General features: G+C 63.5%; 27 protein-coding genes and 1 tRNA gene. 15 read left to right on the top strand and 13 right to left on the bottom strand.

What is annotated here, in order from left to right; all coding sequences use genetic code 11:
- Positions 1 to 64 precede the first annotated feature (64 nt).
- Positions 65 to 859, top strand: a complete 795-nt coding sequence (locus tag JQ624_RS00405) for an enoyl-CoA hydratase (protein ID WP_212416862.1) — start codon at positions 65 to 67, stop codon at positions 857 to 859.
- A gap of 20 nt (positions 860 to 879) precedes the next feature.
- Positions 880 to 1644, top strand: a complete 765-nt coding sequence (locus JQ624_RS00400) for a hypothetical protein (protein ID WP_212417421.1) — start codon at positions 880 to 882, stop codon at positions 1642 to 1644.
- 106 nt (positions 1645 to 1750) lie between these two features.
- Here JQ624_RS00400 and JQ624_RS00395 read toward each other — a convergent pair whose 3' ends face one another.
- The 3 genes from JQ624_RS00395 to JQ624_RS00385 are packed head-to-tail and all read right to left on the bottom strand — an operon-like array spanning position 1751 to position 4855.
- Positions 1751 to 2551, bottom strand: coding sequence for an enoyl-CoA hydratase/isomerase family protein (locus JQ624_RS00395; RefSeq protein WP_212416861.1), 801 nt, complete (start codon positions 2549 to 2551; stop codon positions 1751 to 1753).
- A 41-nt stretch (positions 2552 to 2592) separates the two neighbouring features.
- On the bottom strand, positions 2593 to 3753 hold the full coding sequence (locus JQ624_RS00390; protein WP_212416860.1) for an acyl-CoA dehydrogenase family protein: 1161 nt from the start codon (positions 3751 to 3753) through the stop codon (positions 2593 to 2595).
- Positions 3754 to 3787: 34 nt separating this feature from the next.
- Positions 3788 to 4855: an acyl-CoA dehydrogenase family protein gene (locus tag JQ624_RS00385; protein ID WP_212416859.1), complete on the bottom strand. Its 1068-nt coding sequence runs from the start codon at positions 4853 to 4855 to the stop codon at positions 3788 to 3790.
- Between the two features lie 281 nt (positions 4856 to 5136).
- Between JQ624_RS00385 and JQ624_RS00380 the strand changes: the two genes are divergently transcribed.
- On the top strand, positions 5137 to 5919 hold the full coding sequence (locus JQ624_RS00380) for an SDR family NAD(P)-dependent oxidoreductase (protein ID WP_212416858.1): 783 nt from the start codon (positions 5137 to 5139) through the stop codon (positions 5917 to 5919).
- Between the two features lie 216 nt (positions 5920 to 6135).
- On the opposite strand, the gene JQ624_RS00375 is transcribed toward JQ624_RS00380, so the two are convergent.
- Both JQ624_RS00375 and JQ624_RS00370 read right to left on the bottom strand, forming a co-directional pair.
- Positions 6136 to 6414, bottom strand: a complete 279-nt coding sequence (locus JQ624_RS00375) for a GlsB/YeaQ/YmgE family stress response membrane protein (protein WP_212416857.1) — start codon at positions 6412 to 6414, stop codon at positions 6136 to 6138.
- A 165-nt stretch (positions 6415 to 6579) separates the two neighbouring features.
- Complete coding sequence (locus tag JQ624_RS00370) at positions 6580 to 7152, bottom strand: YidB family protein (protein WP_212416856.1); 573 nt, start codon at positions 7150 to 7152, stop codon at positions 6580 to 6582.
- A 140-nt stretch (positions 7153 to 7292) separates the two neighbouring features.
- Between JQ624_RS00370 and JQ624_RS00365 the strand changes: the two genes are divergently transcribed.
- Together JQ624_RS00365 and JQ624_RS00360 are read left to right on the top strand one after the other, a co-directional pair.
- Positions 7293 to 8300 carry a 2-dehydropantoate 2-reductase gene (locus JQ624_RS00365; protein WP_212416855.1) on the top strand — a complete coding sequence of 336 codons (1008 nt, stop codon included), beginning with the start codon at positions 7293 to 7295 and terminating at the stop codon, positions 8298 to 8300.
- 74 nt (positions 8301 to 8374) lie between these two features.
- On the top strand, positions 8375 to 8578 hold the full coding sequence (locus JQ624_RS00360; RefSeq protein WP_212416854.1) for a hypothetical protein: 204 nt from the start codon (positions 8375 to 8377) through the stop codon (positions 8576 to 8578).
- A 74-nt stretch (positions 8579 to 8652) separates the two neighbouring features.
- Here JQ624_RS00360 and JQ624_RS00355 read toward each other — a convergent pair whose 3' ends face one another.
- The 3 genes from JQ624_RS00355 to JQ624_RS00345 form a co-directional block, all read right to left on the bottom strand.
- The gene (locus JQ624_RS00355; RefSeq protein ID WP_212416853.1) at positions 8653 to 9285 is read right to left on the bottom strand and encodes a hypothetical protein; all 633 of its coding nucleotides are present in this window, start codon (positions 9283 to 9285) and stop codon (positions 8653 to 8655) included.
- Between the two features lie 267 nt (positions 9286 to 9552).
- Positions 9553 to 10509 (bottom strand): helix-turn-helix domain-containing protein, encoded by a 957-nt coding sequence (locus JQ624_RS00350; RefSeq protein WP_212416852.1) that lies wholly within the window; start codon positions 10507 to 10509, stop codon positions 9553 to 9555.
- Between the two features lie 89 nt (positions 10510 to 10598).
- A complete protein-coding gene (locus tag JQ624_RS00345; RefSeq protein WP_212416851.1) occupies positions 10599 to 11948 on the bottom strand; it encodes a globin-coupled sensor protein in 1350 nt (449 codons plus the stop codon).
- 453 nt (positions 11949 to 12401) lie between these two features.
- Between JQ624_RS00345 and JQ624_RS00340 the strand changes: the two genes are divergently transcribed.
- Genes JQ624_RS00340 through JQ624_RS00330 form a run of 3 tightly spaced genes read left to right on the top strand, consistent with a single transcriptional unit; the run spans position 12402 to position 14465 of the window.
- Positions 12402 to 13040, top strand: a complete 639-nt coding sequence (locus JQ624_RS00340; protein ID WP_212416850.1) for an RraA family protein — start codon at positions 12402 to 12404, stop codon at positions 13038 to 13040.
- 39 nt (positions 13041 to 13079) lie between these two features.
- A complete protein-coding gene (locus JQ624_RS00335; protein WP_212416849.1) occupies positions 13080 to 13448 on the top strand; it encodes a dimethylsulfonioproprionate lyase family protein in 369 nt (122 codons plus the stop codon).
- Positions 13449 to 13505: 57 nt separating this feature from the next.
- Positions 13506 to 14465, top strand: coding sequence for a tripartite tricarboxylate transporter substrate binding protein (locus JQ624_RS00330; RefSeq protein ID WP_212416848.1), 960 nt, complete (start codon positions 13506 to 13508; stop codon positions 14463 to 14465).
- A gap of 104 nt (positions 14466 to 14569) precedes the next feature.
- Here the strand turns inward: JQ624_RS00330 and JQ624_RS00325 are convergent, their stop codons facing one another.
- Together JQ624_RS00325 and JQ624_RS00320 are read right to left on the bottom strand one after the other, a co-directional pair.
- Complete coding sequence (locus JQ624_RS00325) at positions 14570 to 15106, bottom strand: PRC-barrel domain-containing protein (protein WP_212416847.1); 537 nt, start codon at positions 15104 to 15106, stop codon at positions 14570 to 14572.
- 30 nt (positions 15107 to 15136) lie between these two features.
- Positions 15137 to 15382 carry a hypothetical protein gene (locus tag JQ624_RS00320; protein WP_212416846.1) on the bottom strand — a complete coding sequence of 82 codons (246 nt, stop codon included), beginning with the start codon at positions 15380 to 15382 and terminating at the stop codon, positions 15137 to 15139.
- A gap of 223 nt (positions 15383 to 15605) precedes the next feature.
- On the opposite strand from JQ624_RS00320, the gene JQ624_RS00315 reads away from it, so the two are divergent.
- Both JQ624_RS00315 and JQ624_RS00310 read left to right on the top strand, forming a co-directional pair.
- Positions 15606 to 15682: transfer RNA gene (locus JQ624_RS00315), tRNA-Arg, on the top strand.
- 48 nt (positions 15683 to 15730) lie between these two features.
- The gene (locus JQ624_RS00310) at positions 15731 to 16669 is read left to right on the top strand and encodes a 1-phosphofructokinase family hexose kinase (protein ID WP_212417420.1); all 939 of its coding nucleotides are present in this window, start codon (positions 15731 to 15733) and stop codon (positions 16667 to 16669) included.
- A gap of 35 nt (positions 16670 to 16704) precedes the next feature.
- Here the strand turns inward: JQ624_RS00310 and JQ624_RS00305 are convergent, their stop codons facing one another.
- Positions 16705 to 17667, bottom strand: a complete 963-nt coding sequence (locus JQ624_RS00305) for an alpha/beta hydrolase (protein ID WP_212416845.1) — start codon at positions 17665 to 17667, stop codon at positions 16705 to 16707.
- A 248-nt stretch (positions 17668 to 17915) separates the two neighbouring features.
- On the opposite strand from JQ624_RS00305, the gene JQ624_RS00300 reads away from it, so the two are divergent.
- On the top strand, positions 17916 to 18158 hold the full coding sequence (locus tag JQ624_RS00300) for a hypothetical protein (protein ID WP_212416844.1): 243 nt from the start codon (positions 17916 to 17918) through the stop codon (positions 18156 to 18158).
- 94 nt (positions 18159 to 18252) lie between these two features.
- Here JQ624_RS00300 and JQ624_RS00295 read toward each other — a convergent pair whose 3' ends face one another.
- A complete protein-coding gene (locus JQ624_RS00295) occupies positions 18253 to 20100 on the bottom strand; it encodes a di-heme-cytochrome C peroxidase (protein ID WP_212416843.1) in 1848 nt (615 codons plus the stop codon).
- 238 nt (positions 20101 to 20338) lie between these two features.
- On the opposite strand from JQ624_RS00295, the gene JQ624_RS00290 reads away from it, so the two are divergent.
- The 3 genes from JQ624_RS00290 to JQ624_RS00280 all read left to right on the top strand — a co-directional run bounded on the left by JQ624_RS00290 (position 20339) and on the right by JQ624_RS00280 (position 22334).
- Positions 20339 to 21022: an alpha/beta family hydrolase gene (locus JQ624_RS00290; protein WP_212416842.1), complete on the top strand. Its 684-nt coding sequence runs from the start codon at positions 20339 to 20341 to the stop codon at positions 21020 to 21022.
- A 170-nt stretch (positions 21023 to 21192) separates the two neighbouring features.
- On the top strand, positions 21193 to 21927 hold the full coding sequence (locus JQ624_RS00285; protein WP_212416841.1) for an aspartate/glutamate racemase family protein: 735 nt from the start codon (positions 21193 to 21195) through the stop codon (positions 21925 to 21927).
- A gap of 86 nt (positions 21928 to 22013) precedes the next feature.
- Positions 22014 to 22334 (top strand): cupin domain-containing protein, encoded by a 321-nt coding sequence (locus JQ624_RS00280; protein ID WP_212416840.1) that lies wholly within the window; start codon positions 22014 to 22016, stop codon positions 22332 to 22334.
- A gap of 90 nt (positions 22335 to 22424) precedes the next feature.
- On the opposite strand, the gene JQ624_RS00275 is transcribed toward JQ624_RS00280, so the two are convergent.
- Positions 22425 to 23204 (bottom strand): SDR family oxidoreductase, encoded by a 780-nt coding sequence (locus JQ624_RS00275; protein WP_212416839.1) that lies wholly within the window; start codon positions 23202 to 23204, stop codon positions 22425 to 22427.
- Between the two features lie 178 nt (positions 23205 to 23382).
- On the opposite strand from JQ624_RS00275, the gene bioB reads away from it, so the two are divergent.
- Positions 23383 to 24363 carry a biotin synthase BioB gene (bioB, locus tag JQ624_RS00270; protein WP_212416838.1) on the top strand — a complete coding sequence of 327 codons (981 nt, stop codon included), beginning with the start codon at positions 23383 to 23385 and terminating at the stop codon, positions 24361 to 24363.
- The last annotated feature ends 22 nt before the right edge of the window (positions 24364 to 24385 follow it).

The raw sequence follows: 24385 nt of genomic DNA, 5'->3' as shown, positions 1-24385 counted from the left end.
TCGCTCGCAATGACGGGGTGAGGCCGGAATTCCATCTCAACCAACACCAACGAAAGCACGACACATGAGCGCAAACGAAATGGTTCTCCAGAAGCTCGACTCTGGCTTGCTCACCATCACCATGAACCGCCCCGACCGGCGCAATGCGCTCAATCCGGACATGACGCGCGGGCTGGTGGAGGCGGCGCGGCGCGCGGCGGAGGATCACGAGGTGCGCGCGGTGCTGCTGAAGGGCGCCGGCGGCACCTTCTGCGTCGGCGGCGACGTCAAATCGATGGCGGAGGGCAGGGCGCCGCTCGGCTTCGAGGCCAAGATGGCCAATCTGCGCCGCGGCATGGAAGTGTCGCGCATCCTGCACCAGATGCCAAAGCCCGTGGTGGCGCAGGTCGACGGCGCCGCTGCCGGCGCCGGACTTTCGATCGCGCTGTCCTGCGACATGCGTATCGCCAGCGCGTCCTGCAAAATCACGACAGCTTTTGCCAAGGTCGGATTGTCGGGCGATTACGGCGGAACGTACTTCCTGACCCAGATGCTCGGCAGCGCCAAGGCGCGTGAGCTTTATCTGATGTCGCCGGTGCTGAGCGCGACAGAGGCCTACCATCTCGGCATGGTGACAAAAGTGGTGCCGGATGCCGACATCGACGCCGAGGCGCATGATCTCGCGATGTCGCTGGCGCAGGGACCGTCGGTGACGCTGGGTTACATCAAGTGCAACATCAACAACGCCGAGACGATGTCGCTGGAAGCCTGCTTCGACGCCGAAGCGATCCACCATTCGCGCTCGGGCGACACCGCCGATCACAAGGAAGCGGCAAAAGCCTTTGTCGAGAAGCGCAAGCCTGTATTTCAAGGCCATTGAAAATGGCCGAGGGCATTGAGATGGCCGAGTATCTCAGGCTGCGGCAGATCTGTCTGGTGGCGCCGCATCTGGCGCCGGTGATCTCGGATATTTCCGACATCATGGGCCTCAACGTCTGTTACCGTGACGGTAATGTCGCGAAGTATGGGCTGGAGAACGCGCTGCTGCCGGTCGACACCATTTTGCTGGAAGTGGTGGCGCCGACCCAGCCGGGCACCGCGGCGGGGCGTTTTCTCGACAAGACCGGCGGGCGCGGCGGCTACATGGCGATCTTCTGCTGCGACGACCCCGATGCGCGCGGCAAGCATGCCAACGGGATCGGCGTGCGCACCGCCAACGTGATCACGCACGCACCCTATCACGGCGTGCAACTGCACCCGCGCGACTGTCGTGCTGCCTTCATCGAGTTCAACCACACCGACGGCAGCGACGATGTGCTGGGACCCTATCCACCGGCGGGTCCGGATTGGCAGAAGGCGATCCGGAAAGATGTGACGCTGGCGCTAACGGAGGTCGAGATGCAGAGCCCGGATCCGCAAGGGCTGGCCGAGCACTGGGGAAAGATTTTGGGGATCGCCGTCAGCAAGAATGCGGGCGATGAGCCTGAATTGAAACTGCCCAATGCCAGCTTCCGCTTCGTCAAGGGCGGAAGCGATCTGATGAGCGGGCTGACGTTCAAGGTCGCCGATATCGCGAAAGTGCGCGACGCGGCCAAGGCCAAGGGCTGCAAGGTGTCGGGCGATGCGTTCGATCTTTGCGGCGTGACGTTCAAGCTGGTGGCGTGAAAACGTAGGGTGGGCAAAGGCGCGTTCGCGCCGTGCCCACCATGCATCTCAAATCATGATCGAGATGGTGGGCACGCTACGCTTTGCCCATCCCACGTAGCGGACCCTACCGCCCCTTAAAATTCGCGACGCGGCGTTCCGCCGTCGCTTTGACGCCTTCCTTGAAATCCTCCGTCGCGCGGAGTTTGGTCTGCTCGGCGAGTTCGTGGTTGGTGGCGGCCATGACGCGGTCGGCGAGGCCGGCGCGCATGGTGGCGCGGGTCGAGATCAGGCCGAGCGGCGAGCATTCGGCGATCTCTGCAGCGAGCTTCATCGCTTCGGCTCGCACCTGGTCCTGCGGCACGCAGACATTGGCAAGGCCCATGCGGGTGGCTTCCTCGCCGGTGATGCGGCGGCTGGTGTAGAAGATCAATTCCGCATTGTTCTTGCCGACCAGTTCGGGAAGCGTCGCGGTCAGGCCGAAGCCGGGATGAAAGCCGAGTTTTGTAAAATTGGCGGCGAAGCGCGCTTCGGGGCAGGTGACGCGGAAGTCGGCGGATACCGCAAGGCCCAGGCCGCCGCCGATGGCGGCGCCGTGGACGGCGGCGACGACCGGCTTCTTGTTGCGGAAGATGCGCACGGCCTGAACGTAGAGATGGTTGATCGGCAAATTGGCGGCCGGGTCCTTCTGCGCGCTGGCTTCCTGCTCCTGCCGCTTCGGATCGGAGAAATCGGCGCCGGCGCAGAACGCCTTGCCTTGGGCTGCCAGCACCGAGGCGCGGATTTCGATGTCCCTGTCGAACTCTTCCAGCGCGTCCGCAATCTGGTTGATCAGCGCGACGTCGAAGAAGTTCAGCGGGGGTTTTCGGATTTCGATCAGGCCGACATGGCCGTGCTTCTCGACGCCGATATCCGTGTACTTGGTCATTGGGTTTCCTCTTTGAATTAGCGCAAACCAAGCCCGCGCGCTCAGCGCAAACCAAGCCCGCGGGCGATGATGCCGCGCAGCACTTCGGTGGTGCCGCCCTGGATCGTCAGCTTGGGCGCGGTCTTGATGGCGAAGTCGAGCTGCTTTTCCAGCGTCTCGCGGTTGGTCGCGGTTTCCTCGACAAAGGCGGCGAGGTCGCGGACGCGATGCGGCAATTGCTGCTCCCACACCGTGCCGATGTCCTTGACGATGGAGGCTTCGACCACCGGCTCCTTGCCGGCCTGCAGCATGCCGGCCACTGAAACCGACATGCGACGCATGGTGTGGACCTGCGCCACCAGCCGGCCGATGCCCTCGGCGCTGCGGGTATCCGGGTTCTTGCCCACCGCGCGGACCAGTTCGGTCAGCACGTAATAGGTTTCGAGAAAGCGTTCGGGGCCGGACCGCTCATAGGCGAGCTCGCTGGTCGCCTGCTTCCAGGCGCCGTCGATTTCGCCGAGCACGTGGTCGTCGGGAATGAAATGGTCGGTGAAGACCACCTCGTTGAATTCATACTGCCCGGTGATCTGGCCGATCGGATTCACCTGGATGCCCGGCTGCTTCATCTTGACGAGAAATTGCGTCAGGCCGTGGCGACGGTTTTCCTTGGTCGGCGGCGAGGTGCGGAAGATCGCGATCATGTAGTCGGCGATATGGGCCGAGGAGGTCCAGATCTTGGTGCCGTTGATCAGATAGCCGCCGTCGGTCTTGGTCGCGCGGGTCTTCGCCGCGAACAGATCGGAGCCGGAGTTCGGCTCGCTCATGCCGATCGCAAAGCAGACCTCGCCGCGGCAGATCCGCGGCAGGATGTCCATCTTGATGTTCTCGGGCGCGTATTTCAAAAGCACCGGCCCGCTCTGGCGGTCGGCGACGAAGAAGCGCCGTGTTGGCGCATTCGCCACGCGCATTTCCTCGGTCACGACATAGCGCTCGAGGAACGAGCGCTCGTGGCCGCCATATTTCTTCGGCCAGGTCATGCCGAGCCAGCCGCGCGCGCCGACCTTTCGGGAAAATTCCGGCACGTCGGTGTCTTCGCGGTTCGGCTTGTGCGGATCGAAGGTGCCGGCGGCGATTTCCTCGGCGAGGAAGGCGCGCACTTCCTTGCGCAACTGCTCGCATTCGCTCGGCAGGCGGATCGGATCGAAACGGAGGGCTGCGGTCATTGTGACTCTCTATGCAGGCAAATCGGTGTTGATTTCAGCGCGAGGCTACCAGCGGCCACAATTCATCGGCGCCTCTGGCGGCCACGAGCTTGCCGAGCTCGACCGCCCAGTAGCTTTCCGAGCCGAAATCGTCGCGCCACGCCAGCGCGCGCAGCGAATAGCGATGCAGGATGTGCTCGATGGTGAAGCCGATCGCGCCGTGCACCTGATGGGCGATGGCGCCGCCCTTCTCCGCCGCCTCCGCGCAGCGGATCTTTGCAGCCACCGCTTCGAGGAACACCTCGTCGTTGAAGGTGGTCGCGTTGGCAATGGCATCCGCGGCCGAGGTCGCCGCGGCCAGCGCCGCTGCCGACTCGCCGGCGAGCCGCGCCAGATTGTGCTGCACCGCCTGGAATTTCGAGATCTTCTTCTCAAAAGCCACGCGCTCGTTGGAATAGCGCACGGAAATTTCCAGCATCGATTCCAGCGCGCCCGCGATCTGCAGGGATCGCGCGACGCCGCCCATCAGCATCAGCCGGGTCTGGTCGAAACCTTGCGGGGCGGGCTTGATTGTGAGGGGCTGCACCTGGTCCAGCGTCACGGTATCCGAATTGTCGCCGCCGAGATTGAGCCCGGTCTCGATCCGGCACTTGCCAGCATCGACCAGCGCGATCGAGAAGTTACCCTTCGCATCGCTTGCGAGCACCGCGAAGCGCTTTGCGGCCTTGGCAAACGGCACGCCGCGGGCCCTGCCCGACAGGCTGCCATCGGCGTTGACGGTAATCCGGTCCTTCGGGCTCGCGGGCACCACCGTCATTTCGCCATCGGGCGAAGCGATCCTGGCCTGCGCCAGCAGCCAGCCTGCCAGCATGGTTTCAGCCAGCGGCACCGCCACCGCAAAACGTCCGGCGGCGCTCAACACGCTGAAACCTTCGGCGAGCGAGGCGCCCGAGCCGCCGCAATCTTCCGGTACCCACGACAAAGGCAGGCCGGCCTCGGTCAGCGCCTGCCAGAGCGGGGCTTTCCACGCGCCTTTATTATCGCGATTGATGGTTTGGGCGTCGGCGAGATCGGCGAAGATTTTCTCCGCGGTCTCGGCAACGATGTTGTCACTCTCCGCCACAGCGTTCCCCGAAATTGATTGGCACCCGCCGGCCTTGCGCTTTCGCCAAGGCCTCGGGTGCGGTCTTTTCTTGCGCTTTATGATGAGCAAAAGCCATAGCCGTGACAAGCGCTGTCCGCAGGGCGGCATGAGGCGGCGGCATGATGATCTTTCGCGCAAAGAATAAATTCCGCGCAACGGATTTCCCGGATTTGCACGCCGTTCATCGCGGGATATGGTAGCCGTGAAGCCTGTCCACGGGCGGTTCGAAACCCAGCCAAAAGCAACAAGAGGAAATGCGGATGTCGAAGGATGGTTTGTGCGCGATTGTCACCGGTTCTGCCTCAGGCCTCGGGGCCGCCACCGCCGCCATTCTGGCAAAGGGCGGCGCGCGCATCGTTGTCAATTATTCCAACAGCAAGGCGGAAGCTGAAGCGACCGCCGACCTCTGCCGCAGCGCGGGCGCCGAAGTCGTGGTCGTGCAGGGCGACGTCTCGCGCGATGAAGACTGCAAGAAGATTGCGGCAGCGGCCGCGCCGTGGGGCCGTCTCGATGTGCTGGTCAACAATGCCGGCACCACCAAGCACGTGCCGCATCACGATCTCGACGGGCTTTCGGCCGAGGATTTTCAGCGCATCTACGCCGTCAACACGATCGGCCCGTTCCAGATGATCCGCGCGGCGCGCGCGCTGCTCGAGGCCGGCGCAAAAGCCTCCGGCCTGCCGTCCGCCGTGGTCAATGTGTCGTCGGTTGCCGGCATTTCCGGCGGCGGCTCCTCAGTCGCCTATGCTGCGAGCAAGGGCGCGCTCAATACCATGACGCAATCGCTGGCGCGCGCGCTGGCGCCCTTGATCCGCGTCAACACGGTGTGCCCCGGCTATATCGACACGCCCTGGTTCACCAAGGGCCGCGGCGAGGCCGGCGCCAAGGCGGTGCGCGATGCCGTGGTGGCGAAGGTGCCGCTGAAGGTGGCATCCACGGCCGAGGATATCGCGCAACTGGTCTGCTTCCTGGCCTCGCCGGCGTCGAGCAACATGACCGGCGAGTTCGTCCGCATGGATGCGGGCATGCATCTGGTGTTGTGAGGGGCGCGGAATCGTGGCCCGGATGAGCGCAGCGATATCCGGGATTGACGCGGGCAGTGGCCCCGGATGTCGCTGCGCTCATCCGGCTACGGTCTAAACCGTCATTGCGAGGAGCGAAGCGACGAAGCAATCCATGCAACCGCTTGTGGCTCTATCGCTTGTGGCTCTATGGATTGCTTCGCTTCGCTCGCAATGACGGCGGAGAGAGCGCCGTCCCTATCTGTTCCCTGGATCCGAGATCACGCGGCTGGCCACCAGCCGGTTCCAGATGAACAGCACCACCAGCGCGCCGATGGTGGCGGTGATGAAGCCGGCGCCCTGTTCGGGGCCGTAATGGCCGATCGCCTGGCCGATCCAGGTCGCCAGAAACGCGCCGGCGATGCCGAGCACCGTGGTCAGGATGAACCCGCTCGGATTATTCGGCCCCGGTGAAAGCAGGCGCGCGATGATGCCGGCGATGAAGCCGACGACGATGATCCAGATAATGCCGCTCATGGCTGTCCCTCTCCGATGCGTCGATGATGAAGCAGAGCGGCGCGGACGCCGCGTTAGATTCGTGTTTGACGCGTTTTCTACCGCAGATAAGTCTACGCAATCTGCGTAAACTTGATTGCTACGCGAACCGGTATCCACTTCGCTCGAAAACGCGATGAAACATCGTCAAATCCGTCCCGACAATTCGTTCTCGTTCGGCAGCCGTCCGTCCGGCGTCAGATGATTGACGACGTCGGGCAGATACTGGCTGAGGCCTTGCAGCAATTCGTCGCGGGACAGGCCGCTCTGGGCGGAGAGCTGATCGATCTGGTCGGCGCCGAGCGCGTTGGCGAGATCGCCGGGTGCGATCTGCTTGTTGGGACCGTTGCTGACCCAGGAGTTGGCCTGATCGCCAAGCCCTTTCTGCTGGAATTGATTCAGCAGGTCGCCGAGCCCGCCGCTTAAAATGCTGCCGGCCGCGCCGCCCGCGAGCAGTCCGCCCAGGCCGCCCTTCAGCATGTCGCCAAGTCCACCACCGCCCATGCTGCCGCCGGGCATGCCGGCGTTCACATTGCCGGGCGCGGGCTGCGGCGCCGAACCGGTCTGGTTGCCGCTGAAGTGCTTGATGCCTTTCCAGGCCAGGAGTGCCAGGATCGCCATGGTCAAGGGCGACATTCCGCCGCCGCCGGATTGTTCGCTGGGGCGGCTTGGGCCGCGCGGGCCATTCTGCATGCCGTTGAGTACGTCGAGTAAACCCATGGTCGTCTCCTCTGCGTAGCCCCGCGTGAAACATAACGGCGGCGTATGACGGTTACAAGGAGCGGGCGGCCGGCGCCCTGCGATAGGCATGGTCCGTGCGCTCTGCTATTCGAAGCCGGGTGCAACGCGGTGAGTGGCGAATGGTTTCGGGCCAAACGATCGGTATTGCGGGGGCGGGCAGCATCGGCTGCTTCGTCGGCGGCATGCTGGCGGCCGGCGGCCGCCGCGTTGCGCTGCTGGCGCGTCCGCGCGTGATCGCTGAAATCGAGGCCCACGGCTTGCGGCCGACGAGTTTTGAAGGCTTTGACCAGACCATCACGCGCGATCGGTTCGCATTGTCGGAAAATCCTTCCGTTTTTGAGGATGCCGGCATCGTGCTGGTCACGGTCAAGAGCGCGGATACCGCTGCCATGGCTGACATCATCGCCAAGCACGCACCATTGGATGCCGTCATCGTCAGCCTGCAAAACGGCGTTGGCAATACGGCCGTCCTCCGCGACCGCCTGCCGGGGCGGCGCGTGCTCGGCGGCATGGTGCCGTTCAACGTGATGGCGCTCGGCAAGGGGAGGTTTCATCGCGCCACTTCCGGCGACATCGTCATCGAGCAGGACGAGGCGCGCACGGCCGAAAAGCTGTCGGTGCCGGGCCTGACGATGCGGCCGACCGACAATATCGACGGCGTGCAATGGGGCAAGCTCCTGCTCAATCTCAACAACGCGCTCAATGCGCTAGCCGACCTGCCGCTGCGCCGGCAACTCAGCTCACGTCCATGGCGGCGGTTGTTCGCCGATCAGCTGGCGGAAGGGTTGGCTGTGATTCGCGCCGAGGGCATCAAGCCGGTCTCGCCGACGCCGATCCCGCCTGCGTGGATGCCGCCACTGCTGCGCCTGCCCAACATCATCTTCGAACCGATGCTGGGACGGACGATGAAGATCGATCCCGAGGCGCGCTCGTCGATGTGGGAAGATCTGAAACACGGCCGCCGCACCGAGATCGATTATCTGCAAGGCGTCATCACCGGGATCGCCGAGCGTCGTGGACTGGAGGCGCCGCTGTCGCGCCGGATCGTGGAACTGATCCGGCAGGCCGAGCGTGACGCCAAGGGCTCGCCCGGCCTGACGCCGGAGCAGATTCGCACTGCGAATTGATTTGGCAGAGCGCGCGCGACTTGCTTGATAATGGGCTGGTCGAGCGATTTGAGGGAGCGCCGAGGGAGAAACGAATGAAACGAACAGGTCTGGCGCTAATGACGGTGGCTGCCCTGGCTGTCTGGGGGGCGCCGATTCCTGCTTATGCCGTGCCGCCGACGGCGACGCCGTCACCGGGCTATGACGCGCGGTTGCAGGAGCAGCGGGCGGCGTCACGGGCAGCTGTGGCGCCGGTCGTCAAGCCGCGTCGCGTCAAGAAGCCGCCGCGCGCGCATTGATGCTGATGTCGCCGCGTGAGCACGCCTCACCCCCACGTCGTCCTGCGAACATATTCGCAGGGACGACAGAAGTGTCAGCTCTTCTTCTGTTTGGCCGGCTGCTGCTGCTGTGGGTTGAACAGCCTTTTCAGTTCGTTGATGCTCTCTGAAAGTCGCGGCCATTCACACGAGAATTGGTTCTTGGCGCATTGGGCAGCCTTGATGCGTGCCGCCTGCTTGACCGGACTTGCCACCGGCACCGGCACCTTTTCGGTTTCAGCCAGCAGAGGAGCGGCCTGCTCGGTGCGCAGCGAGACCTGCTGCAACCCTTGCGCCGGCGGCGGCTCTGGCTGTTGCTGCTTGGCCGCCAGCGCCGCGGCGATGTGGCTGCGCCGCTCGCGCTCGAGGTAGGCGGTATATTGCTCGTCGATTTTCTTCTGCTCTTCCGGCGTCGGGTTGGGGCCTGCGATGTCGAAGGTCCGGTCCTGCATGAAATCGTAATAGGTGTAGCCGCCGCCGGGCTTGCGGCGGCCGGCGAATTTCGCGTTGCATTCGGCGAGCTTCGCCGTCTTTTCTTCCTTGGTCTTCGCCTTCTCGGCGACATCGGCGCAGGATTCGAAATCGACAGGCGCGCTGCGCCACCACTGCGCGTCGCAGCGCACCGGTGCCAGCACGACGAGGCTCCCGATGGTGGCAACAACAAACGAAGATGCACGTGAGGCGATCACGGACGGTACGCTCCAGTCGAATTCTCTAGGGAACTTTGATCGAGTCGATTGTCATCATTTTGGCAGCGCTGTCACGCCGAAATTGCACGGTTTTACCGCTATCGTTGTGACCTTACCCGGTGGATGTGACCGATGGAACACAGCGCTATACCATTGAAAATCATCAAGGAAATTCAACGGCAACGCACGCCGCGCCCAGGAAGCTGCAGCGAAGAATCACGCACCATCTGGAGGCGAGCAGATAAGCACGCCACATTGTGGCAAGAATCAGTCAGTCCCGCGCGCACGGGCCAATGTCCCCGATGCCGTTTCATGGAACGTTGCGCGATAGAGTCTTGCAAACTCGCCCATGTGATAAAAGCCGTTGGCGCGGGCGCACGACGTCACGGTGATGGCGTCGGACCCTTTCACGAGTTGTGCGCGGGCCGACCAAAGCTGCTTGAGACGCAAATAGCGATGCAGGCTCATGCCGCGAACGCTCGCCACCGCCGTGCCCAGGGTTCTGACCGACACGCCGCATTGGTCGGCGAGGTCGGCGCTGTAGATCGCCGAGGCGGCATGAAAGGCGACATAGTCGTCGATCATGCGAACGAGGCGGCAATAGCCCCTGCTCGCAAGCCGGCCCGCCAATTCCGGTGGCCGGCTGCGGCGGAACATCTCATCGATGGCGAGCAGCAGGCTTTCCTGGAAGGCAAGCGCCGAGCGCGGCTCCTGCAACAGCTCAGGTCTGGCGGAAGCCGCCTGCAAAATACCTGTCGTGACGGACCTGACCGTCGCCAGAGCGTCGGCGTCCGGCGTGAACGGGCACAGCTCGTCCGGCGTATCGAACCATTCCCGGTCCTGCAGGCCGGCGCCAAGGGTGATGATCGCGTGCAGCGATCCCCGGGGTTCGACGAACTGCAAATCCACGTTGCCGCGCATGCTGATAAACGCCGGACGGTTCACGGACATGCCGTTGACCGACACCTCGTGGCGGTCCTCGAGCTGGAACATGACGACGCCATGCGCCGCGCGGTAGCTGACATCGACAATGCGGGGAAACGAGGTGAGCACGGCGACCTGGCAGAAGGGCAGCTGCACTATCGCGCGCGCGGTATGGAAATTCGCAAGATTCAGCGGGACGCTGCGCGCATCGGCGACAAACTCGGCCGGCCGGAAGGCGTCAATGTCGAAAAATTGCGTGATCGAAAGCGCCGGTGAAGGCGAAAGGTTCTGGAACAGCATCTCGATGTGACCGGCGGCGCGAATCTTCGGTATCAGCCTCGGCCGGCCTGGTTAAGACCATGTTAAGAAGTGTGGCCGGCGTGAAGATTTCAAGCGGCTTTCACGGTCGCCAGGAACTTCGAAACCTCGTTGCGCAGCATTTCCGACTGCCGTGACAATTCGCCCGCGGCTTCGAGCACGTTGGACGCCGTGCCTCCGGATTCTTCCGCGGCGCGCGTTACCTCCTCGATATTTTTCGAAACATCGTTGGTTCCGGCGGCGGCTTGCTGGACGTTGCGCGAAATCTCGTTGGTGGCCGCGCCCTGCTGCTCGACGGCCGAGGCGATGGCGGTCGACACTTCGCTCATCGAGCCGATCACGCCGACAATGTCGGTGATGGCGCTCGCCGATTCCGTGGTGGACTTCTGGATGTCGGAGATCTGTGTGGCGATCTCCGCGGTCGCCTTGGCCGTCTGCTCGGCGAGCGACTTGACCTCCTGGGCAACCACGGCAAAACCTCGGCCGGCGTCGCCGGCCCTGGCGGCTTCGATCGTCGCGTTCAAGGCCAGAAGGTTGGTCTGGCCGGCAATGCTGGTGATCAGGTCGACGATGGCGCCGATCTGTTGGGCCGCTGTCGACAATTGCTGCATCTTCTCGCCGGCCGTATTGACCTTCTGGCTTGCTTCGGTGGAAATCCGCGCGGAATCGCTGACGCGCTCGCCGATCTCGCGGATGGAGTTCGTCAGTTGCTCGACGGCGGCGGCCACCGCGTTGACGTTTGCCGTGGCTTCGCGCGATGCCGCCGTGACGAGGTTCGATTGCGTCGAGGTTCGCCCCGTCGCCACCTGCAGCGATTGCGCCGCCGCCTGCAATTCGGTCGCCGCGGATGCGACGACATCGACCACGCCGCCGATGGCGGCCTCGAAGTTCCCGGCCAGCCCGTCCAGCATCTGCCGCCGGTCGCGGCATCCTGCGTCGATGTAGACGGTGATGGCGATATCCATGTCGAGCATGGCGGCGTTGATGACCGCCTGCTGCATGGCCGCTCTCTTCGACGCTGAACCCCGGTCCAGCAGGCGGCCCGGCACGCGAAGGGCGATCTCGCTCACCAGTGCGGACAACAATGCATTGTAGCCGCCGATATACCAGCGCGGCTCGAGCCCGAGCTTGTTATGGACTTCGCCAATACGGGTGACCGAGGCCTCATAATCGGCGTCGAAGCGCCCTTCGAGAATGATGGCCCAATGCTTCATCTGCATCGCCTTCGCGTGCATCATGTGCTCGCGGTTGCGAAAGAACGTATTCGTCTCCGAAAACCGGCCGACGTGATCGTAGAACCCGTCGAGGATGGCGGGCATCGCAGGGATTACGAACTCGCGGGCTTCCTTGAGCAGCGCAACGGTCTTTGCGTCGATATTATTAAAGGCGAGGCGGGTCGCCAGTGAGCTGGCTGTGCGCATGAAATTTCTCCGGCAAAAGAACGGGCAAAGGCAAATGTCGGTCTCCAACCGGGGAGAGGGACTGGTCAAAAATGATGCAGCATTTGTCACAATTTGTTTTGATCTATATCAAATGTGCGTAAAACTACTGAGTGATTTGAATGACTTAGGGAGAGCCTGACCCTCTGACCGTCGCGCTCCGGTTATCGGGGGCGATAGCTGCACGTTGCGCGGGTTCGCGTTTCAACGATCGGACAAGTCCGGGTCGTACGTCCTCTCCGCCTCCGGCTTATTGCGCGATCGGCGCCCGGCCGGGCACAAATCTGAGCGAAAGGCGGGCCGCCTGACCCATCCAAATCCATTATACCTGCTCAAGCGGAATGCTAATTGTTTCGCCGCGACCGAAGCCATCAAGTGGCCGCCAAACCAAAACCGTGTGCCGGCGTGCCGGAGCCGCTGGGGGAAACAATCTTTATGAGCATCACCACGGCCATGACGAGCGTGCCGAAGCCCGCGCCTGACCTGATCGAGGCATTCAGGGGGGCGCCGACCTCTGTGATCAGCGACAATCTTGCCCGGCTGCCGGGCGCCGTAGGCCTGCGCCCGTTCCATCGCGGCAGCAAGCTGGTGGGCGTCGCGTTCACCGTGCGCACGCGGCCGGGCGACAATCTCGCGATCCACCGGGCGCTCGAGCTGGTCGGGCCGGGCGACGTGATCGTGGTCGACGGCGGCGGCGACGAAACGCGGGCGCTGGTCGGCGAGATCATGAAGACCATCGCCGAGTATCGCGGCGCCGCCGGCTATGTGATCGACGGCGCGATCCGCGATGTCGCGGCTTTCGCTGCGTCCGACTTTCCCTGCTTTGCCCGCACCGCGATCCACCGCGGGCCCTACAAGAGCGGACCGGGCGAAATCAACGTGCCGGTTTCGATCGGCGGCTCGGTGATCTCCCCCGGCGACATTGTGGTCGGCGACGAGGACGGCGTGGTGTCGTTTCCCGCGGCGACGGCCGCCACCTTGCTGGAAGCTGTTCGCGCCCAGATCGCGCGCGAGGAGCAAACCATCATCTCGATCCGCGAAGGCCGCTACCAGGGCAGCTACGGCAAATCTTGAAGCGCTTGATCGATGCGCAACCGCGCTGACGGAGGAACGATGAGTCAGAAGGACGAATTTCACAATCTGGATAATCCGGCCGACGGCCTGTTTCGCGAACTCGCGTCCGGGGTCACGACGCGAATCTTCTCCGGCGAGCACGCGATGCTGTCGGTAGTGACGCTGGTGCCGCACGCGCAAGGCACCCTGCATCACCACCCCGAGGAACAATGGGGCGTGCTGCTCGATGGCTCGGCCATCCGGGTTCAGGGGGATGAGGAGATTCCGGTCGGGAAGGGCGATTTCTGGCGCACGCCGGGAAATGTGCCGCACACGATGCGGGCTGGACCGGACGGCGCGCGCGTGCTTGACATCTTCAGCCCGCCGCGGCCCGAGTACAAAAAGGCCGGGTCCGGCTTCGGCACTTAGGACAAGTCTGCGAACAACAACAAAAAAAGCGCAGCCACAATCGGGAGGAGACACTTGGTGAAGATTACCAGACGCAATCTGCTTGCGGCGTCGGCCGCGTTCGCGGTGACGCCGGCGCTGGCGCAGCCGGCAAAGAACATGACGCTGGTGGTGCCGTTCCCGCCGGGCGGCTCCACCGACGCGCTGGCGCGGCTATTGCAGTCCCATCTGCAAACGAAGCTTGGCCGCACCGTGCTGGTGGAAAACAAGTCGGGAGCGGCCGGCTCGCTTGGCGCCATCCAGGTCGCCAAGAGCGCGCCTGATGGCGCGACGTTCCTGGTGACCTTCGACTCGCACGCGGTCATCCCCTCGATTCTCGAAAAGCCGGGACTGGACGTCGAGAAGGATCTGGTGCCGGTGTTCCTGGTCGGCACCGCGCCTTACGTCGTCGCCGCGAACGCCGAGCGGCCGTACAAGACTTTTGCCGACGTCGTCGCGGCCTGCAAGGCAAACCCCGGCGCGGTGAAATATGCCTCCGTTGGCATCGGCACGCTCGGTCATCTGGCGATGACGGTGCTCGGCAAGAAGGCGGGCGTCGAGATCACGCATGTGCCCTACCGCGGCGGCGGCCCGGCGATGAACGATGTGCTCGGCGGCCATGTCGATTTGATCGTGGGCTCGGCGGCGCTGGTGACGGCGCAACTCGGCACCAACATGCTGCGTCCGATCCTGCAAATGGGACGTGAGCGGATGTCCGTGCTCAAGGACACGCAGACCGCCATTGAAGCAGGCTTCCCCGACTTCGAGACGCTGGCCTGGTGGGGCGTTTTCGCGCCCAAGGACACCCCGCCCGACATCATCGCCAGCATGGCGAAATCGGTGAAGGAGATTCTGAGCGAGCCGGCCGTGGCCGCGCAATTGCGCGATACACAGCAGATGACGCTGCTGCTCGCCGACGCCAAGGAGTTCTCGACGTTCTTCGCCAAGCAGGTCAGCATCTGGGGCCAGGTCGTGCGCGAGAACAATATCAAGGCGTAGCGGCTGCGGGACGCGCTTGGTCGCGACAGCGCCTCAGTTTTTGATCGGCTCATGAAAAAGGCCCCACCAGGGTGGGGCCTTGATCAGCCGAAGCGCCGGACGCCTCAGTTGTAGTCTGAATACTTGAACTGCGGCATCGCCTTGAGCTGCTCCTTGTTGCCGCTCATCACGGCGTGGTCGGGCGTCCAGTCGTTCGCATTACTGCTGCGTGCGGTCGTGGTGGTGGTCGTAGCCGCGCCAGTCGTTGTTTCCTTGGTCGTTGTCTCCCGCGTCGTCGTCGCGGGCGCGGTCGAGCTGGTGCGGACCGGCTCTTCGATGAATTTGAGCTTGTCCATGGAAACGGCGATGTCGTGCTCGCCCATGCCCAGGAAGCCGCCGACACCGATGACCACGGCATTGACCTTGCCGTTCTTGTCCAGGATCAGCTCATTGATGTCGCCAAGCTTTTCATTGGCTTCGTTATAGACGTCGAGGCCCATGAGCTTGGAGGCGCGCCAGTTTCCCTTGAGCATCATCTTTTCATGCGAGCCGGCGGTCGTCGCGGCCGGCGCCGCACGATCCGTAGGCTGGGCGGTTTGCGCATAGGCGGGGGCACTGAAGACGGCGGCGCTCAGGAGCGCCGCGGCTAAGAATTTCTGCATTGTATCCTCCTCCGTATTTGGTCTGTTGCTCTAGAACAGAACGCGCGAACGAATGTTCCTAAGCGTCTCGGAGAAGTTCGGAGTACGCCAGAGCTTGCGGCGCAGGAGTCCCGTGCGACGACGAGGAAATGCGTCTTTCTTCGGAAACATATTCTCGCCCCGCGCGTTGAAATGGCCGCTCATGTCGGGTGGCAACCGGCCGCAACGGAGAATGATGGACGCAGCAATTTTGCCGGCTTCTTGCTGCGACACCAACGCATCGGTACGCGCTGACATCTAACCCGTTCCCGGCATGGGCGCTCGTCGTTAGCTGTTCCCGGCGCGGGCACCCAGTCGAACCCGTCGCCCAAATTCGGTGAGCACGCCGGTTCTCGCCATCTTAGGACCCCTGAAGCGGGATGCTTCCGCGCGACCCAAGGGGGCCGCTCCGGAGGGCTGGCGATACCAGTCTTGCTTTGCTATGAAGCGTCCCAGCACCTGCCTTGCCCCGCAGGTTCGCGGTCCCGTAGCTCAGCCGGATAGAGCGACGGTTTCCTAAACCGTAGGTCGGAAGTTCGAGTCTTCCCGGGATCGCCAGCACGTTCGGGTCCACAAATGCGGATCACCCGCGGGTCCAACCAGCACATGACCGATATCGTCACGATCACTCCGAACCCGGCGGTCGATCTCTCGACGGTGGTCGACAAGATCTTGCCGGTGGCCAAGCTGCGCGGCCAATCGCAGCGGCGCGATCCCGGCGGGGGCGGCATCAATGTCGCGCGGGTCATCCGGCGGCTTGGCGGCGATGCCCGCGCGATCTACCCGGTGGGCGGAGCGATCGGAAAGCTGCTGCGGCAATTGCTCGATAAGGAGGACATTGCCAGCCACACCTGGATGATTGCGGGCGAAACGCGGGAAAATTTCTTTGTCGACGAAATCAGTGCGGGCAAGCAATACCGCTTCATTCTTCCCGGCCCGCGGCTTCACGAGGTCGAGTGGAAGCAATGCCTGAAGCTGGTTGCGGCACTCGAGCCCTTTCCTCGCTTCCTGGTCGCAAGCGGCAGCCTGCCCGATGGCGTTCCTGACGACTTCTATGCCCAGGTAGCGAGGATTGCAAAGCAGCGCGGCGCCAGGTTTGTTCTGGACACGTCGGGACCGGCGCTTGCCGCAGCGACGGCCGAAGGCGTCGATCTCATCAAGCCAAACCTGCGCGAGATGCGTGAACTGACCGGAAGCGAGCCATCGGACGCTTACGCTTGGGAAGTTGCCGCAAAGCAGCTTGTCGAAACGGGGAAGGCGACCGTCGTCGCGTTGACGATGGGCCACCTTGGCGCGGCGCTCGTGACGCGCGACGAGGTCCTGCGTGCGCCGCCGATCCCGATCACGCCGCGGAGTGCGGTCGGGGCCGGGGACAGCTTTCTGGCGGCGCTGATCTGGCGGCTCGCTTCGGGAGCATCGCGCGCAGACTCCTTCCGCCTGGCGGTCGCTGCCGGCGCTGCGGCCCTGCTCCATCCCGGGACGGAATTGTGCCGGCCGGACGATGTCGCGCGCCTTGCCGGTCAGGTGACGATCGAAACGGCATGATCGGCCGTCGTTCGGCCGGATGGCGCAACCGCTTGCTACGCGCCCTTTTCCAGCAGCGCCTTGAAATCCGCCCGCGCGCGTTGCGCTTCGCGTTTGGCGGTCTCGGAGGCTTCGCCGAGGCCGAAATAGCCGTGGATGAGGCCGAGGCCGTCGTAATAGCCGGTCGGAACGCCGGCGGCCTTTAGCGCGTCGGCGTAGGCCTTGCCCTCGTCGCGGAGCGGATCGAACCAGGCGGTCGCGACGATCGCGGGCGCAAGCCCCGCGAGGTTTTTGGCGCGCAGCGGCGACACGCGCCAGTCAGTGCCGTGCGCGCTGTCTGCGAGGTAATGGCCGCAAAACCATTCCATGGTGGCGCGGGTGAGGAAATAGCCTTCCGCGTTCTCGCTGCGCGAGGGAAAGCGCGCGTTCTCTTCTGTATCCGCGAAATTTCCGGCGACGTCGGTGACGGGATAGACCAGCAGTTGCGCGGACAGCCCGATGCCGGCATCGCGGCAGGCGATCGCGGTGGCGGCCGCCAGATTGCCGCCGGCACTGTCACCGGCGACGCCGACGCACCCCTCGTCGCCGCCGAATTCGGCGATGCGGGCGATAACGTCCCTGGTCGCTGCGAAGGCGTCCTCAAACGCGCCGGGAAACCGTACCTCGGGCGGGCGGCGATAATCGACCGAGACGACGACCGCGCCGGTCTCGATCGCCAGCCAGCGCGCCTGCCGGTCATGGGTGTCGAGATCGCCGGCAACCCAGCCGCCGCCATGGAAGAACACCACCGTCGGCGACTTCTCGCTTGAGTTTCGGTAGGCCCGCGCGTTGAGGAACCCGGCGGCGCCTTTCACCTTGATGTCCTCCGCGCTTATCACCGGCGGTGGCGGAACCGCGGCGCGCGAGGCCGCCAGCGCGCGCAGCGCATCGCGCGCGCTCTGCGGCGTCATCGTCGCGGCATCGCGCAGCGGCAGCAGCGGAATAATCTGGGCGACCACGGGATCGAGCGGTGGAATCATGCGGGGAGCGCCTCGTTGCGGAACAAGCGGCAGCATAGGTAACGGGCGCGGCCGTCGCAATCGCGGCGTTTTGCCTAAGCGGATCGGCCGATTTCCTTCAATTGATAATGAGCCCGGCAAGCAGATGCGCGTCGCGCGTTGATAGAGTCGTGCCCCGTTTACTTCTCGTTATCCGTAAACAAGCATGCGCGGGGAACGGGCCGGCGCGCTGCTCATTATTCCTAACTCCTTCCTGAGGGAGTGGTGCGATGGATCAATTTGCCGGAATGGATCAAGCGCTCGACGAAATGCTGGTGCAACTCGGCGGGATGGTGCTGCGGCTGTCCAGCCCGCAGGTAACGCGGACGCCCGAAGAGCGGCGCGCGCTGGCGTGCTCGGTCAACCAATATTCGGTGTGCGCGGCGCGCTCGGGCGATCCGCGCGTGCACCAGCTCAAGGTCGAACTGGAAGAGACGATCAAGCCGCGCTTGCGGCTGGTCGCCAGCCGGTAAGGCGGGCCGCCCGATCCATCTGTGACGCAAGCCGCGTCGGGTCATCTGACGCGAAGACGCGCTCCGCGCTTTTGCCCGGCCGTCGCGGCGTCCCTCAAAGCGTCTTCAGATATTCGATCAGCGCCTTTCGATCGTCCACCGACAGGGCCGGCCCGATCACGCCCTTGATTTCCTTGTCCTTGCTGTAGTCCTTCCTGAATTCGTGGCCTCGGTTCGAGTTGCCGCGGATGGAGGTGTCGAATTCGAACCCGTTGGTGATCGGGTCGGTCTTGTAACCGAGCTTCACGGGATCGTATTCGCGGCTGCCGAGATAGAATGTCGCCGGCCTTTTCTCGGGATCTCCGAGCAGATCGTCGATGGTCGGCACCGAACCATTGTGCAGATAGGGCGGCGTCGCCCAGACACCGTTCAGCGGACGGACCTTGTAGGCAAGCTCACCCCGGAGTTCGTTCGGCATATATCCGTCGATCCGCTTCCGCTCCGCGGAGCTCACCGGCGGCTTCTTCTGGTCGTAGATGTAGTTGACGGTCTTCTCGACCAGTTCGCCCAGTGCGAACGCGAAGCTGCTGCTCTTGATCCCGAGATTTTCGGGCACCGCGACCGTTCGGGCCAGCATGTCTGCCGCCTGTGCGGGATCGGTTCCGATATGCGAGATCGGAATATTTTCGACCTTGAGGATCGCCTCGCCGGCCTGGTTCTTGGTCCACCAGTCCTTGTTGTTGAAATCGTAGAACGCTTCATTCGTCACCGGCGGCCGGTGGCATTCCTGGCAATGGGTCTTGTAGAGGTCGGCGCCCTTGTCGGCCAGCTTCTGGTCGATCGGCGGCAGGATGTCGCCCGGCCATTTCGGAGATTGCAGGCCTGAGAATTTGTCCTTCGCGTTCGGCGGCTTATCGCCCTTGATCATCTGCTCCATGTCGTCGAGCGACTTCACATCGACGCTCGATTTGTACAGACCCTTCGACGGGTCGGTCAGATTGAGCTCCGCCGATACGCCGAGCGATTCGCCGGCGTTGCGCACCATCGGCTGCATGATGGAGCCGTTATACTGCACCCAGTCGAACCACGGCGTGTTCCAGATGCGCGGGAAATGCACCGGCGCTGAAGAGCCCCGGTAGTTTTCCGGCTTGTTCAGGTCCAGTGAAAACACCTGGTTGCCGATCCGGTTGAGCGCGTCGAGCCGTCCGTAACCTTCCAGGATGCTTTGGGAGGCGACGCGCTCTTCCAGGTTCTTGACCTGCTTGTACTGATTGAGAACCTGGTCGATCTGGGTCTTCAGCGTTTCGCGGTCGTCGAGCGTGGCGTCCGGTCCCAGGATGCGCTCGGCGAAGCGGTCGAACCGGCCGGGCCAGTAGCGCGTCAGCAAGAGCGAGATGCCCATGCCCTGCTTCATAGCGAAGAGATTGGTGAGCGCCGGTCCGCCGTCGATGACGACGGCGGTGTCCTTGTAGGTGAAGCTGCCGGTGTGGCAGGCCGCGCAGGTCAGGCCGACACTGATCATCTCCTTCTTGGTGCGCGGGTTGCGCCATACAGCGCCCGTCGGATCGAGCATCGGGGTACCTTTCGCGAACCCGATCGGAAGTGCCTCCTTGCCGGGAATAATGGTATCCGGGATAAAGCCATAGCGGTCGAGATAGGCGGTGTCGCTGAAGAGACCGACCTTGGCGAAGGGCAGCCACGAAATCGTCGGCTGCTCCAGCGCCATGAACCACTCATAGGGGAAGCCGAAGGTCCGCGTGCCCTGATCGGCGTGATAGAACCAGCTCAGTTTGTTCTTGCTGATGCCCTGGTCGAGCCAGACGGTTTTCTTCGGCGTGGGACGCTCCACGATCTTCACATGCAAATCTTCCCACAGCGCGGCGATGTCGTCCTTGAAAGCGGCATAGCCGATGCCGACGATCGCCAGCGCGATCACAATTTTCGCGATCCTCTTGCCACGCATGGCCTGCCCCTTCTCAAAACTTGCGCTGCAAGCGCGCAATATCCGTCTGTTATCAAAAAACGCCGGAGGGCGAATCACCCTCGGCGTGCGGTTGAGTATGATGCCATCTTATAGTGGCGCTAAAGACCTGTCCATAAATCCGATTTCCCGAACCATGAGGTTTCCGGCCGGTTCGGCTTTCGCCAGGCTGTTTCCAGTATAGAGTCCCGATCATGCAGTTGGATATCGGTCAGATCACATGAAGGCCGTCGAGGCGCAATCGATCCGAATCGAGACCGGCCCCGATGAAGCGGTCTCCGCCTTGCTGATCCAGCCGACGCAATCCCGCGCGTGTTACGTGTTCGCGCACGGGGCTGGCGCCGGCATGACCCATGCGTCGATGGAAACGGTTGCCGCCGGTCTCGCCGAGCGCGGCATTGCGACGCTGCGCTATCAGTTTCCCTATATGGAAAAAGGCAGCAAGCGGCCCGATGCGCCCAAGGTCGCCCACGCCGCGGTGCGGGCGGCGGTGGCGGAAGCCGGGCGACGCTGTCCCGCACTGCCGCTGATCGCGGGCGGCCGATCGTTCGGCGGACGAATGACATCGCAGGCGCAGGCGCTTTCACCCTTGCCCGGCGTGCGAGGGCTGGCGTTTTTCGGTTTTCCCCTGCATCCGGCCGGAAAGCCTTCCAGCGACCGCGCCAGGCATCTCGCCGATGTCAAAATCCCGATGCTGTTCCTGCAGGGCACGCGCGATGCGCTGGCGGAGCTGAGCCTGCTTGAGCCTGTCGTCAAAAGCCTGGGATCGCGCGCGACGCTGCATTTGCTGGACGGCGCCGATCATTCCTTCCATGTGCTGAAGAGTTCGGGGCGGAATGATCGCGAGGTGATGGGCGAGGCGCTGGATGCGTTCGCGGCGTGGGTGGATGAGGCCGTGGGCTAACTCAGATGTCGTCCCTGCGAACGCAGGGACCCAAAACCACGAATGCGCATTGTTGAAGAAAGCCGTCTCCCATCGTGCCCTTTCCGCAGGCCGCGGCGTATGGGTCCCTGCTTGCGCAGGGACGACAGGGATAGAGTTGCGCTTCGCGCGATACGCACTACCATGCGTCCATGACAAAAATCCTGATCGTCAATCCGAACACCACTGCGTCGATGACCAAAACGATCGGTGCCGCCGCGCGCGCTGTCGCTAGCCCCGGCACCGAAATATCCGCCGTCACGTCGGCGATGGGGCCGGTCTCGATCGAGGGCTATTACGACGAGGCGTTCGCCGTGCCCGGCCTTATCCAGGCGCTCATGAGTGCGCCGGACGCCGATGCGGCGATTATTGCATGTTTCGACGACACCGGGCTCGACGCCGCGCGCACCGCTGCGCGTTTTCCCGTGGTCGGCACTTGCGAGGCGGCGCTGGTAACAGCCGGACAAATTGCAAAGCGCATCGCCGTGGTCACCACGCTGCCGCGCTCGATCGTGCCGCTCGAGGAGCTGGTGCGCCGCTATGGCTTTGCCGAGAGGGTGCAGGTCACCGCCTGCGACGTCGCGGTGCTCGATCTGGAAAAGCCCGGCTCGGGCGCGGAAGCAAAACTGGAAGCCGAGATTGCCCGCGCGCTCGACAAGGGCGCGGAGGCGATCGTACTGGGCTGCGCGGGGATGGCCGATCTCGCGCAAAAACTGTCGCGGAAATTTGATGTGCCTGTCGTCGATGGCGTAGCGGCCGCGGTGAAGCAGGCCGAGGCGCTGGCCGGCCTGAAGCTCGCGACGTCGCGCCGCGGTTCCTACGCATCGCCGGGCGTGAAGAAATACGACGGCGTGTTGGCGCCATTCGCGCCAAAGACCTCAGACTAGGGTCCGAACTCACTAGTCCGGAAGTGTCTCAGCTTGAAATTGCCGTATGATGTGCAATCCTTGTTTCCTTGTCGGGAGGGAGAACGATGGATCGCACGCCGCCGCCAGTGTCGCTCGCCGCCGCGCTCGCTCTGCCACGGACGCCAGGGAGATCGTCCGAAGTGTTCGTTGACGGTGATCTTGAGGTCAGATTCGCCGCCCGTCCCACCAACGGACCGCAGGTCCCGCATCAACGCGATGAACTCTATTTCGTCGCCTCCGGAAGCGGCCATTATCGAGTCGAGGAAACGGTAACCGCAGTTGGTCCTGGCGACGTGCTGTTCTGTGCCGCGCACGCTCCCCATGGTTTCGAGGACATTTCGGAGGATTTTTCCGTGTGGGTGCTGTTTTACGGCCAGCAAAAGTAGCGGCACTCAATTTCAAACTGGTTCATTACCATTAGTCCTTCCGCCACGCGTTTTCTTTACGCGAACCGGCATCCACTTCGCTCGAAAACACTATTGTTGCGGCGCGCCGTAGATCTTGTCGCGCAGCCGGCGCATGCCGGTGAGCCAGCGGTCGCGGTTGGACGCCTTGCGCTGCATGTATTCGGCGACCTGCGGGTGCGACAAAATGAGAAAGCGTTCTTCCGCCATCGCCTCGATCACCATGCGCGCCACCTCCGGCGGCTGCAGCACGCCGTCGACCCGCGCGGCGCTCGGGCCCGGCGTCGTCATGCCGGTCTGAACCGACTGCGGGCAGAGCACGGACACGCAGATGCCGCGGTCGCCATATTGAATGGCGAGATGTTCGGCGAGCGCGACCGCCGCATTTTTCGTCACGCCATACGGCATTGAGTTCAGCGACGCCAACAGGCCAGCCGCGGACGCGGTGTTGAGCAGATAGCCGGAGCCGCGCGCGAGCATGTCTGGCACCAGGGCACGCGCCGCGAACACATGGCTCATGACATGGACGCGCCAGCTCACGTCCCAATCGGCATCGGAGGCGCTCTCCTGTCCCTTGCGCGACAGGCCGGCATTGGAGAAGAACACGTCGACCGGCCCATACTTGTCTTCGGCCGCGGCTATGAGTGCCTTGATGTCTTCTTCAAGTCCGACGTCGGCCGTGATCGGCAAGCCGTCGATATCGCCTGCGACCTTGGCCAGTCTGTCGCGCGAGGTCTTGAGGTCGGCGATGACGACACCGCGCGCCCCGGCCTCCGCATAGGCACGCGCCACCGCTTCGCCGATGCCGCTCGCAGCTCCCGTGACGACGCAGACCTTGCCTTTGACATGCATGCTCGGTTCCCGTTTCTTTTTATTGAACGGGGTCGAGAGTGATACGAGCTGCGCTGCACGGTCAATGCCGGTTTGCGCGGGCGATCAATTTTTACAAGCGCGGCGCGCGCCGCTGGCGTCAGCTTCGCCAGCATGCGATGACGGCCGCGCGGGGCAATCAGGATCGGAGAATTGAAGGATGCTCGAAGTGCGGGATGAAGTGACTGTGACGGCGCCGCTTGCGGACGCTCCGGAGTGGACGAGCGAGGCGGCCTGGTCGCTCTACCAGCTGCCGTTCAACGATCTCTTGTTCAAGGCGCAATCCATTCACCGCCGGCATTTCGATCCCAACCGCGTCCAGCTCAGCAAGCTGCTCAATATCAAGACCGGCGGCTGCCCGGAAGATTGCGGCTATTGCAGCCAGTCCTCGCATCATTCGACGGGGCTTGCCGCCTCGAAGCTGATGGACGTCGAAAAGGTCGTCGCCGAGGCACGCAAAGCCAAAACCGGCGGCGCGACGCGCTACTGCATGGGCGCGGCGTGGCGCAATCCGAAGCCGAGAGACATGGATGCCATCGTTGAAATGATCGGCGCGGTGAAAGCGCTCGGGCTCGAGACCTGCATGACGCTGGGAATGCTGGATCGCGATCAGTCGGACCGCCTCAGCGCGGCGGGGCTCGACTACTACAACCACAATATCGATACGTCGGAGCGCTATTACCCGCAGGTGACCTCGACGCGCAATTTCACCGATCGTCTCGACACTCTCGAGAATGTCCGGCAATCCGGCATGAAAGTGTGTTGCGGCGGCATTCTCGGCATGGGCGAGGAGGAAACCGACCGCGTCGAAATGCTGGTCGTGCTTGCGAATCTCGCCGAGCCGCCGGAAAGCGTTCCGATCAACATGCTGATTCCGATCGCCGGTACGCCGCTCGCCGAAGCGGCGCCGATCGCGCCAATCGAGTTTGTCCGTATCGTTGCGCTGGCGCGCATCATGATGCCGAAATCATATGTCCGCCTGTCGGCGGGCCGCTCGGCCATGACCGATGAAATGCAGGCGCTCTGCTTCTTTGCGGGGGCGAATTCGATCTTCGTCGGCGACACTTTGTTGACAGCCGGCAATCCGGAGGACGAGGCCGACCGAAAGCTGTTCCAGCGGCTGGGACTGGAGGCGCTCTGACCGGGTTTGGAACAGCAGGGCT

The sequence above is a fragment of the Bradyrhizobium sp. AUGA SZCCT0283 genome (assembly GCF_018130385.1).
Taxonomy (GTDB): Bacteria; Pseudomonadota; Alphaproteobacteria; order Rhizobiales; family Xanthobacteraceae; genus Bradyrhizobium.
This window is presented reverse-complemented; position numbering and strand designations above follow the sequence as displayed.